General features: G+C 43.9%; 10 protein-coding genes and 2 pseudogenes. 1 reads left to right on the top strand and 11 read right to left on the bottom strand.

Annotated features, from left to right (window positions below; genetic code table 11):
• Nucleotides 1-26 precede the first annotated feature (26 nt).
• The 9 genes and pseudogenes from HXT57_RS01300 to nusA all read right to left on the bottom strand — a co-directional run bounded on the left by HXT57_RS01300 (nucleotide 27) and on the right by nusA (nucleotide 11235).
• Nucleotides 27-1535, bottom strand: coding sequence for a purine-cytosine permease family protein (locus HXT57_RS01300; protein ID WP_116773819.1), 1509 nt, complete (start codon nucleotides 1533-1535; stop codon nucleotides 27-29).
• Nucleotides 1536-1610: 75 nt separating this feature from the next.
• Complete coding sequence (locus HXT57_RS01295) at nucleotides 1611-2735, bottom strand: PfkB family carbohydrate kinase (protein WP_116773820.1); 1125 nt, start codon at nucleotides 2733-2735, stop codon at nucleotides 1611-1613.
• A gap of 54 nt (nucleotides 2736-2789) precedes the next feature.
• Nucleotides 2790-3833: an ADP-ribosylglycohydrolase family protein gene (locus HXT57_RS01290; protein WP_004109618.1), complete on the bottom strand. Its 1044-nt coding sequence runs from the start codon at nucleotides 3831-3833 to the stop codon at nucleotides 2790-2792.
• A 130-nt stretch (nucleotides 3834-3963) separates the two neighbouring features.
• Nucleotides 3964-5208, bottom strand: coding sequence for a bifunctional riboflavin kinase/FMN adenylyltransferase (gene ribF / locus HXT57_RS01285; protein WP_421783616.1), 1245 nt, complete (start codon nucleotides 5206-5208; stop codon nucleotides 3964-3966).
• A gap of 61 nt (nucleotides 5209-5269) precedes the next feature.
• Entirely contained in the window at nucleotides 5270-6373 is a 1104-nt protein-coding gene (gene truB / locus HXT57_RS01280; RefSeq protein WP_415692888.1) for a tRNA pseudouridine(55) synthase TruB, read from the bottom strand.
• Between the two features lie 48 nt (nucleotides 6374-6421).
• A complete protein-coding gene (rbfA, locus tag HXT57_RS01275; protein WP_004109626.1) occupies nucleotides 6422-6976 on the bottom strand; it encodes a 30S ribosome-binding factor RbfA in 555 nt (184 codons plus the stop codon).
• A gap of 2 nt (nucleotides 6977-6978) precedes the next feature.
• Nucleotides 6979-9312 (bottom strand): annotated as a pseudogene (infB, locus tag HXT57_RS01270) (translation initiation factor IF-2); the annotation flags it as partial.
• A gap of 366 nt (nucleotides 9313-9678) precedes the next feature.
• A pseudogene (locus HXT57_RS01265) lies at nucleotides 9679-9834 on the bottom strand (translation initiation factor IF-2 N-terminal domain-containing protein); the annotation flags it as partial.
• A gap of 318 nt (nucleotides 9835-10152) precedes the next feature.
• The gene (nusA, locus tag HXT57_RS01260; RefSeq protein ID WP_004109632.1) at nucleotides 10153-11235 is read right to left on the bottom strand and encodes a transcription termination factor NusA; all 1083 of its coding nucleotides are present in this window, start codon (nucleotides 11233-11235) and stop codon (nucleotides 10153-10155) included.
• A 170-nt stretch (nucleotides 11236-11405) separates the two neighbouring features.
• Between nusA and HXT57_RS01255 the strand changes: the two genes are divergently transcribed.
• Nucleotides 11406-12407, top strand: a complete 1002-nt coding sequence (locus tag HXT57_RS01255; protein ID WP_415693327.1) for a hypothetical protein — start codon at nucleotides 11406-11408, stop codon at nucleotides 12405-12407.
• 690 nt (nucleotides 12408-13097) lie between these two features.
• Here the strand turns inward: HXT57_RS01255 and HXT57_RS01250 are convergent.
• Both HXT57_RS01250 and HXT57_RS01245 read right to left on the bottom strand, forming a co-directional pair.
• A complete protein-coding gene (locus tag HXT57_RS01250) occupies nucleotides 13098-14495 on the bottom strand; it encodes a hypothetical protein (protein WP_415692887.1) in 1398 nt (465 codons plus the stop codon).
• Nucleotides 14492-15001 (bottom strand): hypothetical protein, encoded by a 510-nt coding sequence (locus HXT57_RS01245; RefSeq protein ID WP_421783614.1) that lies wholly within the window; start codon nucleotides 14999-15001, stop codon nucleotides 14492-14494. The genes HXT57_RS01250 and HXT57_RS01245 overlap by 4 nt, the downstream gene beginning before the upstream one ends.
• Between the last annotated feature and the right edge of the window lie 433 nt (nucleotides 15002-15434).

The raw sequence follows: 15434 nt of genomic DNA, 5'->3' as shown, positions 1-15434 counted from the left end.
ACGAATATCCTTTTTCATTTTTATTTTTATTCTGCAATTTCGCTTGTCTGCAAACCTACTTCGCTTGTTGGCAAATCCGCTTCTTGCTTAGCAATATCTTTACGCTGGAAAATTAAAGAGCCAATTAAGCCGATTAGTAGCGCAACTATTACGCCCAAGTTTGCACCAGCCCAGCTACTTGATTTTCCGCCAACAAGCCAAAGCAAATAACCTTGCCATGTAAGCCATTTCGCTGCAGAGTTTACGACCAAACCCCATCCAACAATCGTTCCAACGCAAAGAATCGCAAAAGCTTTAACATTCCAAGCACCGTAGCGACCTTCCGGCTTATACAAGTCCTCAGTGCAATAATCTTTTTTGCGAACAAGCACATCCGTAGTAAACATTCCAGCCCAAACAGCCATCGGCACTCCCAAAGTCGTTAAGAAGCCTTGGAATGGTCCAATAAATGTGTCGGAGAAGAACGTGACATAAACAACGCCAAGAGTAGTTAGAATTGCAGTAATAATTGCTGCAACAGTTCGAGGAATACGTATTCCAAAAGATAGCAGCGCGAGACCATTTGAATAATTGTCCATAATTGCTCCAGACATAAGTCCTAGAACCGCTACAATCGTATACGGAATCAAATACCACGCTGGCAAGATTGCAGCAATTGCTCCAATCGGGTCGTTTCCAACGTTTTGAGCTAATTTCATATTAGAAGCTGCGAGTAGAAGACCGTAGAAAATTAGGAACACGTTTGCAATTGACGCTCCAAAAGTAGTCCAAAAAACGATTCCGCTATTTGAAGATTTTCTAGGCAAGTATCTAGAGTAATCAGCCGCAACATTAACCCAGCCTATGCCGAAGCCAGTCATAACGAAGAAGCAGCAACCGAGCATTGCAGGAAGAGATCCGTTTGGAATTTGACCAATCGCAGCAAAGTTTATGTGTCCCCAACCTAGTACGAAGAATCCAAGAGTGATTATTCCCGTTACAATTGTTATAACTTGCTGGCACTTCATAATTAAGTCGTAGCCGTAAATTCCAACAATTACAATTAATCCAACTACGATGATTGTGCTCACGATTTTAACACTCGTGCCACTACCCCAGCCGATCTTTTCTGCGGCTGTTGCCATTGCAAGAACGGCAGTTATTGCTAGCGAAATCTCCCATCCGAGCGTTGCAATCCAACTTAGTGCTGCTGGAATGTTTGCTCCACGTACGCCGAACGTTGCGCGAGTCAATACCATTGTTGGAGCGTTTCCGCGTTTGCCGGCTATTGAGATTACCCCAACCAGCAAGAATGATACGATTACGCCGATTATTGTCATTAATGTTGCTTGCCAGAAGGATATTGCAAAACCTAATGCCCACGCTCCGTACGACATGGCAAATACTGAAATATTTGCTGCAAACCACGGCCAGAATAAGCTTGCCGGCGTTCCTTTACGCTCGCTTTCACTGATTGTGTCTATGCCTTGTTCCTCAATGCTTAAGGAACTTTGGGTTTGTTGAGCTTTAGCTTCATCTACTTTAACTTTACTCATTGTTTCACCTAGTTTCTTTTTTAGGTTGATTTGCTTGTCTTTGCACAACGTAAGAAAAGTTAACAAATGTTGGTGTTAATAAACATTTGTTTTAATAAAATCTTCTATCTCCTTTTTCGTAGGGCACGTTGCAGGCCCGTATTTGGTAACAGCAATGGCTGCCGCAGCGTTCGCATACAAAACTGCTTGCTTAAGCGTCATTTTGTAGCCTATGCAAGCCGCAAGTACGCCAGTATGCGCATCTCCAGCTCCATTTGTATCTACTGCTTTTACTTGAAAACCTTTAATATGCTCGGCTTCTTTGCCTAAATCACACACCCAAGCTCCGCAAGATCCTGCATGAACGATGAGCGGAGCTTTTAACACACGCTGTAAACGCTCGATTTTGTATTTTGTAAGTTGATTATTAGTTGCGCAAATAGCATCTTCACTAGCACCTTCGCTAGCTACTTCGCTAACACCGTCACTAGCACATTCGTTGCATTTAGCATCATTCCAAGCGTTAAGCCTTTTTGCTAAAATCTCAGCTTCTCTAGCATTACACAACCAAATTGGCGCGTAGTCAATCAAGGCTTTTAAATCTTCATCTGAAATATTTGCAATCATTGGAGACGCATCAAAAATCGCTGTAAACCGGCGCTTGTGTTTATCAAAAGAACTCTCTAAAGCACTACTACCTAAACCGCACAAACCGCTTGTTCTTAGCATAAACCGCAAAAGCGCGCGCTTTATAGGACTTACAAACGTGTATCCGCTAATGTACACAACATCTTGCGGATTTGGGTTTACTAAGTCAAAAGCATGCTCGTCACCACTAGTTTCCGCACCTTTAGTAGATATAAAAGTTCGCTCTGCGCTTTTATCCGTAAGAGCTATGCAAAATCCTGAATCAAGCATGGAATTTTTTGTGCCAATATGCGAAATATGTGCTTCGTTTAAAGCTTTAGAAATAATATTTGCAAAATATCCTTCACCCAAAACGCCAGCCCATTGCGCTTTAGCTCCCATTTGACTTGCAGCAAATAGCATGTTGTAACTTGCACCAGCGCTCATACTATACGAGTTTGCAAATATGTCTTCACCTGGTTTAGGAACGGAATTAACTTTCATAGTTACATCTACGATAATTTGACCAAGTGAGATTACTTGCGGCACGACCAAACTTGCTTTTTCATTCAAGCTTATGTTTGATTTGTACATTGCAATCGCCTCTAAAAGCTACTATGCAGCATATTCTCTACTTTTCTCAATCTTCTAATTTTTTCTCATTAAGCACAAAGCATACACCATCTTTTCTACGTCGTAGCAGTGTTCAATTCGCAAATTCTCTAAAACGCGTTCTCGTATTTTTGTATCGAATACTTGCAGACCGTATTTTGAACCCAACATTGCAGAACACATTGCAGCAATCGTATCGGTATCTCCGCCAATCGATGCTGCAAAACACGCAGCTTTGGTTGGTTCATTTGCAAAGCGAGTTGCAATTGCGAAAGCTGCAGCTACGGATTCATTAGCTTCAACACTTGTACCACAATCATTTTGCAACATTTCAGCAAAATCATCGTCACTTGCAGATAAGCAACTCAACTCCTCAGCTTTTTTAGTGAAAAATTCGACCCTACTTATAACGCTTGCTTTTGCGCTCCAATTACCATATTTTGGAAGCGATTTTACGAATTTTATTGCTTCTTTAAGCGGATTTTCACAACCTTCAATACCTAAACTTACTGCCACAGCAACGAGTGTTGTAGATTCAATTCCTTGAGTCGTATTGTGAGTAATTAAGCATGATTTTCTGGCTGCCTTAGCAAGCGATTCACCTGGTTTGAAAGCAATGCCAATTGGTGTCGCGCGCATTGCACCACCATTAGTTGTGCCAAATTTGCCTGTTTCTTCAGGACTTACTCCATTTACAAGCGCTTTTAAAGCTGACTTAGTTGACGGTCCTAGCAAATCCAAGGAGCCTTTTTCGCGCATTGCATCTTCCCAATCTAGAAGATTTTGCGCATACTTGTTGTTGTCAATATTGCCATTATCTGCGATTATGCGTTCAGCAAGTAAAAAAGCTTGCTCCGTATCATCTGTTACAGAACCTGCTTTCATATTTGGCGCGATTGGCTGCTGACTTACAGCGTCCATTAATCTTGTAATTGGACCGCCATAAAAACGGCGTATGCTTTGAGCGCTCATGCTTTGAGTTGGCATTCCAAGCGCATCGCCTATAGCAAGACCAACAATAGCTCCAAACGCGCGATTATATGTTTCACTTTGCTCAAGATTGATTGCTGCGTTTATCATAAGTATATTTTATGCTTTCGCAAACACAACTTTAAAAGCACTTGGGCTATAAGTTAAACGCAACTAAGCGCAACTAAGCGCAATTAAGCGCAATTAAACGCAATTAAACGCAGCTAAGCAAATATCAAAATCAGACTTCAGCTTCAGCATCTGTAATCTCGCGCACTTGCTCAACATTAGCTTTGAGCATATCTTTTAACGCGTCAACTGAATCAAAAGTCTGCTGCGGGCGCAAGAAACTAGCAAACTCGATGCAAACGCGATGTCCGTACAAATCTTTCCAATCATCGAACAATCCGTAAGCTTCAACAGTGCGCTCTGCATCTTCTTCGCCATCTTTATTAAATGTTGGCTTAGTTCCAATAGAAATCGCAGCAGGCCAACGCCACGGAGAATGAACGCCTAAATGAAGCTCGTCACGACGCAAAACACTCACATCTGGAACAGCATTTTTCGATGGTCTGACATCGTTCTTATTGTCAGCATCTAAATCAACAACCCATCCTGCATACACGCCATCAACTGGCACATAGCCTTCAATTTTTTCGCCAAGATTTACTGTTGGGAATCCAATCTCGCGCCCACGCTCGTCTCCATGAACTACTGTTCCTTCAACGCGATGCGGCTGATCCAAAATTTCACGCGCTTCTTTGACTCGACCAGTAGCCAACATCCAGCGCACATTTGTAGAACTCCAAGCACGCACTTTCTTATTTGGCATGCTCTTGCTCCAAGCACGATATTCAGCTTTATTCATGCCATCAGAAGGATCTTTAGGGTCTCCAGGCTCCTGTGGAACCTCACGAACAATAGGATCAGGCACGCGAACGTCGTCTGGACCCAAATCCTCTACTTCAATAAGCTCAAAAACTCCAGTTGCCTGAGACAACTCGCGAATTGCTTTGATATCACCAGCACGACGAGCACCAAGTGCAGCATCAGAGCCAAGAACTAATGCTCGCATACCAAGCTTTCCAACGAGCTGACCTAAGAAGAAACGGTATGATTTTGCAGCAAAAGCAAGACTGTAGCGCACAATCACAACATGATCAACATCCAACTGCGACATCACACGCAAACGTTGACGCACGCTTGTAAGAGCATCCGGATCGTCCGGAAGTTTAGAATTAACGTCGCCAAAATCATCGTATAAATCAGGATTAGCATGTACTACGCTTGGACGCGGGTCAAACATGATCACCACTGAAAACGCTCCATGACGATGCGCAAGATCCACAGTACGACGAATAACCTCGCGATGACCTTTGTGCATACCGTCGAATACGCCAATGGTAACAACCGCTTTACGCTCCGCACTTAACGTTGGCCAATTAATCATGCCGTTGGCATCTGGTCGAATGTCGATGACCTTCATGATATCCTTACTATCCGCGTTCAAGCATTACTCAAGCAAACTACGCAAATTACGCAATTCGTTATTTTAAATACTTATCTAGTTTACCAGTCTTCTCGCTTGCCGGAAATACCACAATTGGTTTGATTTGATTACTTTTTATATTTTTTGTCAATTCAACTACTGCAACAACGTCACATTCCGCAGTATTTGCGTTTGGAACGTACGCTATTGCAGGATAATTTTCGTAATTTATGGCAGATTTAAGCTCAATCCAGCGTCCAAAACGCAAGTCTTTAGCTTGATTTTCATCAATGCTTAAAGTTGGAAGCGAATGCGAAGCTGCATCCATCATATTTAAGCAAATTTTAGGAAGCATATTATTTGCGTCAAAATCGTCACCAGGAACTGCTTTTGAGCGATGCTGCAATACTCCATTGCGATCAGTAAATTCTCGCATTTGAGCGCGGAGTTTAAGAACACGCGAATCAGTAACTGAAAAATCACCAACGCTCGTGCGACGAAGCTGAGTAAGATGTCCACCAACTCCCAGTAAGCGACCTAAATCGCGAGCTAAAGCGCGAATATATGTTCCACTACTGCAAGAAACTTTTGTGGATATATCGCATACGAGTTTCCCACTCACTCCCCTAGTAATTCGAGGATTACTTACTGAAAAATCACTAACAAATATCTCTCGAGGAGCAATCTCTACTGATTTTCCTTCGCGCGCTAAATCATAAGCTCGTTGACCATTAATTTTAATAGCAGAAAAAGCAGTAGGAGCTTGCATAATTTTGCCTACTAAATTTTCGCTAACAACTTGCTTAATTCGCTCAAAAGACAGTGACTTTTCAAAAGACGTGTCGTCATTATCGACATGAACCCCCGGACCTATATTTAATGCATTATCCGGAAGAATCTCACCTTCTGCGTCATCAGTAGTAGTTGCTTCTCCTAAGCGGATTACTGCTTCATAGGTTTTATTGTGCCCCAACATATAATTTAAAAGTCGCGTTGCATTGCCAAAACCTATGATTAGCAATCCTGTTGCCATAGGATCAAGCGTTCCTGCGTGCCCAACTCGCTTTGTATGCAACAAATGACGAGCGCATGCAACAATATCGTGACTTGTAACGCCCTGAGGCTTATCTACAAGCAGTAATCCTGAATCTGGTATGCACATAAGTTAAATCTAGCTACTATACGATTCACATTGAGTTTGCTTTGAGATTTAATTGTTGTCAGACGATTCAGACGTGCCTTCAAAGTCGTCGCTTTCAAAGTCATCGTCGTCGTCAAAATCGTCGTCGTCGAAATTATCATCGTCAAAGTCATCGTCAGATTCTTCAACTTCGCGTGGCTTCTTATACGGATCGACATCGCCAGCATACTTAGCATTTTCACGCAATTTAGCTAATTCTTCATCACGATGACGAGCTGCAACAAGAATATCCTCAATTTCGTGCGCTTCAGATGGCACTTCGTCATAAATAAATTGCAATTGGGGAGTCAAACGCAATCCAGCTTTTGCACCGACCAAAGAGCGCAGTCGACCGTGAGCCTGCTGCAAAGCTTGTGCTGCACGCTGACGCTCACCCTGCTCTTTACCTTCGTGACCAAGTTGCGTCCAGTAAACCTTTGCAATTTGCAAATCGTTCGTAACGCGCACTTCCGTAATAGTCACACTCGCCAAACGCTTATCATGCAAATGCGATTCCATATTAGAAGCGATTACGCGCTGAATTAATGCTGCAATACGTGCAGCTCTAGGATTCGTTCCTGCCATAATTACTTGCGCTCAATCTGCTTCATTTCAAAGGTTTCGATTATATCGCCAAGCTCAATGTCATTGAAGCTGCCGAGATTAATACCAGCTTCGTAACCTTCGCTAACGGATTGCACGTCATCCTTAAACCTACGCAAGCTGGAAATCTCCAAGTCGTTGACTGTAGCAACGCCGTCGCGCAAAATACGGCACTTCGTACCGCGCTTGACTTCGCCATCTTGAACCATAACACCAGCAATATTGCCGAACTTGGAAGAACGGAAGATTTCGCGAATTTCGGAATGCGAAGTAACAACTTCTTCGAATTCTGGCTTAAGCATACCCTTCAAAGCAGCTTCGATATCTTCGATTGCCTTGTAAATAACTGAGTAGTACTTAACTTCCACGCCTTCACGGTCTGCCAAATCAGCAACTTGACGGTTTGGACGCACGTTGAAGCCAATAATCACAGCCTTATCGACAGTTGCCAAGTTCACATCATTCTGAGTAATTGCACCAACACCGCGGTGAATAACCTGGATGCCAACTTCCTCAGAGACCTCAATCTTCATCAAGGAATCTTCCAAAGCTTCAACAGAACCAGAAGAATCGCCCTTAATAACGATGTTCAGCATGTCAACTTCAGACTTAGCGAACTGTTCCTTAAGGCTTTCAAGAGACACAACCTTGCGGCGCTTAGCAAGCTGAGCTGCACGCTCTGTAGCTGCACGCTTTTCAGCAATTTGACGAGCAGAACGGTCGTCCGAAGTAACCAAGAACAGGTCGCCTGCGGTTGGAACAGAAGTTAAACCAAGCACCTGAACAGGAGTGGAAGGAGCCGCATCCTGCAAATGCTTGCCGTTCTCGTCAAGCATAGCGCGCACACGGCCATAAGAAGTGCCAGCAACAATAGAATCACCAATGTGAAGAGTACCTTGCTGCACAAGAACAGTAGCAACAGCACCACGACCCTTATCGAGTCGAGCTTCGATAGTTGCACCGCGAGCATCCATATTTGGATTTGCCTTAGGATCAAGCTCAGCGTCAGCAGTCAACAACACAGCTTCAAGAAGCTTATTGACGTTAGTGCCCTGCTTTGCAGAAATATCCACAAACATGGTGTCGCCGCCGTATTCTTCAGCAACTAAACCGTATTCTGTAAGCTGACCGCGAACCTTTTCAGGATTAGCACCTTCAACATCAATCTTGTTCACAGCCACAACAATTGGCACATGAGCAGCTTGAGCGTGGTTAATAGCTTCAACAGTCTGAGGCATTACGCCGTCGTCTGCTGCAACAACAAGAATTGCAACGTCTGTAAGCTCAGCACCGCGAGCACGCATAGCAGTAAACGCTTCGTGACCTGGAGTATCGAGGAACGTAATCTTACGAGGTTTTCCTTCAAGATTTACAGTTACTTGATAAGCACCGATACGCTGAGTAATGCCACCTGCTTCGCGATCGATAACATTCGACTTACGGATGGTATCAAGCAAGCGAGTTTTACCGTGATCGACGTGACCCATAACAGTAACAACAGGCGGACGAGATTGCAAATCGTCATCTTCTTGCAGCTCTTCTTCGTCCAAATCGATGTCAAACTGCTGCAAAAGCTCTTTATCTTCTTCTTCAGCAGAAACAATGCTGATATTCCAGCCGATTTCTTCACCCAAAATTTGGAATGTTGATTCATCCAAAGATTGTGTAGATGTTGCCATTTCTCCCAAGTGGAAGAGCACAGTTACCAAAGCTGCTGGATTTACATCAATCTTTTCCGCCAAATCAGAAAGAGTTGCGCCTTGACGCAAGCGAATCGTAGCGCCGTTACCAGAAGGAATACGCACGCCGCCAATCACTGGTGCTTTAAGCTCTTCGTATTCACGACGTTTCGCTAAACGATTCTTACGAGCCTTAGAAGATTTACCACCTTGACGACCGAATGCGCCTGCAGCTCCTGCACGACCGCGACCGCCGCCACGCGATGGACCACCATTAGGTGCGCCTGCTGCAGCAGCCTGGAAGCTAGCTCCTTGAGATGCAAAACGAGATTCTGCAGATGGGCGAGAAGATGCACCAGAGCCAGCACCTGCGCCACCTTGACCACGACGCTGACCCGACCACTGCGATGAGCGTGCGCCACCTTGACCAGAGCGGCCACCACGCGAGCGGCCACCGCGTTCTGCACGTTCACCACGCGAACCTTGAGGTCCAGAGCCAGCTTGACCTGGACGACCACCGCGGCCATTTTCAGCACCAGGACGAGACATCGGATGAGGACGTGGAATATCTCCAGGTGTAGGAGCACGCATACCCTGCTTACGGCTAAACGGATTATTACCAGGACGTGGAGCAGATGCGCCTGCACCTTGTGCATTCTGGTGCGGACGAGGGCGAGGAGGCATCTGTGAACGATCTGAGTGAGATTGACCTTGAGCTTGCTGTCGCGATTCGCCGCGATTATCATTGCGACGATCATTTTTTCTATTTTCGCCGGCAGCAGCATTAGAACGCGAAGGATTGTTTGAACGAGTATGATTTGCACCCGGCTTTGGAACAAAATGAGAAGCTGTGTTGTGCACAGGCTGGTTAGCAGAAGAGCCAGCTACAGAATCACTGTGTGACGAATCTTTAGCTTGAGGTTTAGTCTGCGGCTTAGCTTGAGGCTTAGCTTTTGGCGCAGCAGGCTTACTTGCACTAGATGCCTTTTCGGACTTATTTCCGTCAGATGCTAACGCTGTTTGCAAACGACGAACTACTGGAGCCTCAACTGTTGAAGAAGCAGACTTAACAAATTCGCCCATGCTCTTCAAACGCTCCAACACGGTTTTACTGTCTACACCAAATTCTTTGGCCAGTTCATACACGCGCTTTTTAACCACTCAGTGTTCTCCTCTGTCTGTGGCAGCGCTAGTACACGCGACCACTTTACATTATTGCGAGCTTATTATTTATTATCGTGCGATATATCATCGTGCGACCATGATCTTATACCTCGTCTCCCGCCGGACGATGGCGATTGCCTTTCGCCCAGATTCCAGCTTTTAGCATACTCGAAACGTTGGATTGACTCGAGTGTCGCTAAATGCCACGCGAGAGACTACTTTATTTGCACACCACTAGCAAAATAAACAATCAAGAAGTGCTAAACATTGCGAAAATATCAATCTAAAAATATTTAGCACTTCTCAATTAACAATCTATTCAGCAGCAGATGCGTTATTATTCAAATCAGCTGAAGCAGGCTGAGCATTTTGTGCTTGAGCTGCAGCAACCTTCTTAGCATGCTCTTCCGCAGACTCAATACCAATCTTCCAACCAGTCAACTTTGCAGCCAAACGAGCGTTCTGACCTTCTTTACCAATAGCAAGAGAAAGCTGAGCATCATGAATAAAAGCAACTGCAGTTTGATTCTTTTCACTCACTACTTGCACTTGTGTAGCAGTAGCAGGCGAAAGAGCAGCAGCAACAAACTTTGCTGGATCAGACGACCAATCGACAATATCAATCTTCTCTTGACCCAAGTTTTCCATTACAGCACGCACGCGTGAACCGCCAGGACCAATTAAAGCACCCTTTGGATTCACACCTTCAGTATTAGCTCTAACAGCAATCTTTGTGCGAGCTCCGGCTTCACGTGCAATCGACATAATAGAAACTGCTCCAGAAACAAGTTCCGGCACTTCTCGCTCAAAAAGACGACGAACTAATTCAGGATGTGAACGTGAAACAACAATTTCCGGACCACGCAGACCACGAGCAACATTTACAACATATACGCGAATACGCTCACCATGGCGGTAACGTTCACCTGGAACCTGCTCGCGACGCGGCAAAATAGCTTCAACATCTCCAACAGCAACGTGGATATTAGTGTTATCTTTTGCGTCTTGTTGAATAATGCCGTTAATAAGCTTTCCTTTTTGACCAGAAAACGCACCAAACACGCGATCATCTTCAGCTTTACGGAAAATTTGACTAATAACTTGACGAGCCGTTGCAGCAGCTAAACGACCAAAATCATGAGGAGTATCGTCATACTCCTCTCCCAGCGTTGGAGCTGGATACGGGTTATCTTCAGTAGGTTTACCAGGAATTTCATCCCTAGCCCACACAGTGAACGAACCTGCACGTTCGTCCAATTCAACTCGCACATGCTTTGCAGGATGAGCGGTTTTCATATACGCAAGACGCAAGGCCTCGGCGAGCGCCTCGTCCAGCTCCTCGGCATTAATCCCCTGCTGTGCCGCAAGCTGATGCATTCCCGCCAAATCCAATTCCATCGCGCACGTCCTCTCGTTATAACGCATTAATTTATGATTATTAATTGTAACTATTAAAGCACACTTATTTTTTCTTCTAACGACAGTTAGCTTTAATTGTTGCAGACTTAGAACAAATACCAAATTAATAAATCGATATTGGTCACAGTCAGTGGCTATTTTAGTAGATTATGCAGACACTTTATGTTTTGTTAAATGACATGCGCAAACAAGTAAAACGCAGTATTGCCAGAGCACTCGTGCTTCTTATATGCGTTTTAATATCTCCACTGCTAACAGCCTGTGGAACATTACAAAACATTCACGTCGAGCATACAGTTCACACAGCAGCTCCAGAAAATGCATGTGCTAAAGCATACAGACTTGCGCAAAAAAAGCAGCGTGAAATCAAAAAGAACCAAAACAACACATCCATTAAGAATTTTGAAACCGCAGCAAAATATTGGAAAACTGTCGCTCAGCAATGCCCAGGAAGATTAAGTGAAAGCATTATATACAGCACGCAAGCTCAATGGGAAATGCTTTCGAAGAAAAATAGTAACGAAAATTCAAATAATGTAAGCAATAAAAGAGGAAACGAAAGCTCAGAAAATACAAAAACTACAACAGCGCAACAAATGGAGCACGATTCATACGCGAATCTTATAGAAGTAATAAATCATTACAAAAACTTCAAATGGACACATCAACCCTTAGCTCAAGCTGCAGAAGCTGAAGACAAACTTGCTTTTATTTTACAAACACTAGCAGCGAGAAAAGAGCAAAATATAACATTGGAATACAGCGATATGGCGTCGACAAACGCTCAAACTCTTATGCGAGTTGCAGGAGAAGGAACAGACTTGCGCAAAAAAGCTTACGATATTCCTCAAGAGGCGTTAGAAAGCGGAAAAACACATGATTCAGCAAGCGGAAAAGATCTGTCGATTACCGCTATAGCTTATATGGATTGCGCTAGAGAAGAGCTAGCTGCTTTTAATCAAATAATAACTATTACGTCAAAAAATAATAATGCATCCGAGAATAACGTTACTACAAAAAGCGATGATAACGATTCTGTAATACGCGCTCAACAAACTCTTAAAAATGCAACTGTGCAATTAATCACATCTAGACTGCTAAGAGCTTATGAACTTGGGTATCCTACTGATACGAAGCTTATTTTGAAGTAAAACTTAACCTTGGGGCTTTTAGCCTATAGGGCATTCCCTTTACACACAAAATAGGACTCGACTTCAAACGCGAGAGAAAGTTCGCACGGATTACGATCGCTTACGAAGTTCGGCGAATTAAAAAGCCTAAAGCAATTTTACATGCTTTAGGCTTGGTTAATTCGCGGATGAAGCGAGATTCCGACATAACACCTTATTAGCCTTACTAAACATTGGGTTTGCGACTTTATGAAAGTGCTTCACCCTGCTAAACACCCCGTTTATAATATTTTTTAATGCTTCAAAACGCTAAATAATACCATTCGTAACACCTGCTATAAGCGCTTGTAATGGCCATTATACAGCCTTACCACGCTAATTTATATGCTCATATGTTAAGGCTCTTAAGTATCAAGTATCAGCACACGAGATAAAGCCACTACATGACGCACCCTCGTACTGTTTGCGAGCGCAAAACGTGCGGTTGTGGTTGTGTGTGTTTTCTTTTTTGTGTACCCCAACGCCACCAACGCACCAACGTGTTGGAAATATTAGGGTTTGTGCTTCCCCACACGTGAACCCCACTGTCCCCAACGTTTTTTATTTTTGTATTGTTGCGCTCGCAATGTTGTGTGTGTTGTGTTTATATGAGTGCAGCCAAACACTTTGGCTTTGTGCGTTCGTGTTTGGCTGCTATTTCCTGTTACCTTTTTATTTTGTTAGGTAATATCTTTTTTCTTTTAATCGTACACGCTTAGCTTTTATTAAATCTGCGAGCGCATCATCGAGCGCCGGTCTTACTGGTTGGTCTAGGCATCTTGTTAATCCGCCTTTTGTTTCGCCTTGACCGTTGCTCTTTTCTAGTTTTCTTATTATTGACCTTTCAACATTGTTGATTATGCCTTCCTTGTTTTCGTCGCCTTTGGCTTCATATTCTTGCTTGTATGTTTCAGCGTTTTTAGTTTGCACGTAGGTATTTAACCCATTTTGCAATGTTGTAATACTTTGGCGAACGAGCCATTCAGCTTGCTGAATGTTTTTAGCTGTCACATTCAATAGGTTTGATTTATCCTCTTGCAAGAATAAGGCTATAAGGCCTGCTAGCTTCAGCACAAGTAATTGAGTATGCGAAACATTCTCACCCTTAAGCCTTTGCTTTGCATTTTCATCTACAGCCACATAAACGCCTTCAGGATAGTTAAGCTCATGCAGCTTATAACTGTATTGCCCGCTTTCCATTACTAGCGTTGTTTCAGGCTTCCCCGACCTTAGTAGACTATTTAAGTCCATCTCCGAGGCGGCATATTGCTTGAATAATGTGTGGTCAAAAGATAACCATTGTTCAGGCGCTATTTTCTCAGGCCTTCTATCAGGCGCATTAGAGTCTAGCACATCAGTCCATAAGCACCGTTGTGGCAAACCCGTGCCACCGTGACTGGTAATATCACGTATATTGGCCGGCTGCACACCAATGACGATTACGGCACGATACCCGTACTCTGGCACTTGTAACGTGTTACTCTCGCTCTTGGTAGTACAACCTATCTTAGACGTGCCATCAAGCAAGTTAACAAGCACTGGCACAATAGTAGAGCCAACACGGCTTGCATTGCCTGCAAACTCTCGAACCTCTCTAATATCAAAAAACGCGTTTTGAGTTTTATACTTGAGACGCGGTTTTTTGCGCTCGCATTTTTCTTTATCGTCACCATTGCGAGTATATGTCTCATCTTCTTCGTAGTGAACATACACGCTCGGTATAGCTTCCCCCGACGCTGTTTGGCCAACCCAAACAGTATCAGGTAATGGAACGAGCGTTTTAGCCACGGTCATAGCCAAACCCTTACCGCCACCAGATTGCGCTATCGTAATAGCAGCAAAATTCAGGCTAGCTGGACTATCACCCGTAAACGAAGGCACAACAATGTTAGGCGGTATTTCTGCGCAAACACTAGCTAAAGTACAAACCAATGCGGCGTGCGGCGACGTTCTGCACGCTCTAGCGTACTGATAAAGATTTTTAATAGTACTACTAGAGTCTAAAAACTCTTGCTCGCTTTCAAAAGGCTTCACGCCTAATGGCCTAAGGTCAAAAACAGGGGTAATCATTTAGTCACCTCCATGCCTTGAGTCTTCATTAGATTACGCCAACAGTCTTTCTCACATTCTGCAAGTATTTGCTCTGGTGAACTTTCATTATGTAATGGCGCGATTTCATACAAGTGTTCACGTAGTTTAGCAGCGTGCTGGCGTGGACTGTTTTCAAGAAACCATGCTCTTGACATTGGCAAACAGACGATTTCGCCAAACCTAGACATGCTATCAGGCGTATTAAGTCTTATAGCACCATTTTGTATTTTGCCGCTAAAATCTATAGTAACTATCGCGCTAGGGCACGCCATGGCAAGAATAATAATGCCTGCGAGCGCGTCAACGTCCGAGCCTTTAGCAGATATTACAGGTTTTCTACAGCCTTCCGTAACCGATGATATGGCTGCGAGCGCAAACATTCTACAGCGTCTTTCCACGTCGGAGCCTATAGCTAAATTGAATGGCTCATAAATTGCGCGCGCGATGCCATCAGTAAAGCAGTCTAGTTGCTGTTCTGTAGTCATTTTTGCAAAGTTGTATTCGCATGGTGAAGGGGTATAATTGGAACTGTTGTCCCGACCCCCTTCGATATTGTTTGCGATGAAGGGGGTCTCTTTCATTTTTCTTCCCCCTTTACCAACTTAACGAGACTGTCATAGTCGATTAAGATTTTTCGTCCCGTTGGCCTAGAGGCTTTTAACTTCCCTTGGTAGACTAATTTGAGCACGCTTCTACGGTCTTTGTAGCCTAGCATTTCCATTGCGGTTACTACAGACACGCTCAATGGGGTCGTAGATGTAGTGTGACCTACATATAATTTACTTACGGTGCCCATGTTGGCACCCCCTTTCTACCCCACCATTTGGGGGTGGAATTATGAAACCCAAAAGTGAAACGCCTTGATTTTGCAATGTTTAAGACGCTTCACATCAGGTTTCAATTGTTATGTTTCATGAC

The organism is Gardnerella sp. KA00771 (assembly GCF_049244045.1).
Lineage (GTDB): Bacteria > Actinomycetota > Actinomycetes > Actinomycetales > Bifidobacteriaceae > Bifidobacterium > Bifidobacterium swidsinskii.
Note: the sequence above shows the minus strand (reverse complement) of the source record. Positions and strands in the feature narration are given on the sequence as shown.

Bases quoted from the DNA above. Each gene is read 5' to 3' on its own strand.
- truB (WP_415692888.1), bottom strand. From the start codon at position 6,373: ATGTGCATACCAGATTCAGGATTACTGCTTGTAGATAAGCCTCAGGGC.
- rbfA (WP_004109626.1), bottom strand. From the start codon at position 6,976: ATGGCAGGAACGAATCCTAGAGCTGCACGTATTGCAGCATTAATTCAG.
- HXT57_RS01295 (WP_116773820.1), bottom strand. From the start codon at position 2,735: ATGTACAAATCAAACATAAGCTTGAATGAAAAAGCAAGTTTGGTCGTG.
- nusA (WP_004109632.1), bottom strand. From the start codon at position 11,235: ATGGAATTGGATTTGGCGGGAATGCATCAGCTTGCGGCACAGCAGGGG.
- ribF (WP_421783616.1), bottom strand. From the start codon at position 5,208: ATGAAGGTCATCGACATTCGACCAGATGCCAACGGCATGATTAATTGG.
- HXT57_RS01250 (WP_415692887.1), bottom strand. From the start codon at position 14,495: ATGATTACCCCTGTTTTTGACCTTAGGCCATTAGGCGTGAAGCCTTTT.
- HXT57_RS01245 (WP_421783614.1), bottom strand. From the start codon at position 15,001: ATGACTACAGAACAGCAACTAGACTGCTTTACTGATGGCATCGCGCGC.
- HXT57_RS01300 (WP_116773819.1), bottom strand. From the start codon at position 1,535: ATGAGTAAAGTTAAAGTAGATGAAGCTAAAGCTCAACAAACCCAAAGT.
- HXT57_RS01255 (WP_415693327.1), top strand. From the start codon at position 11,406: ATGCAGACACTTTATGTTTTGTTAAATGACATGCGCAAACAAGTAAAA.
- HXT57_RS01290 (WP_004109618.1), bottom strand. From the start codon at position 3,833: ATGATAAACGCAGCAATCAATCTTGAGCAAAGTGAAACATATAATCGC.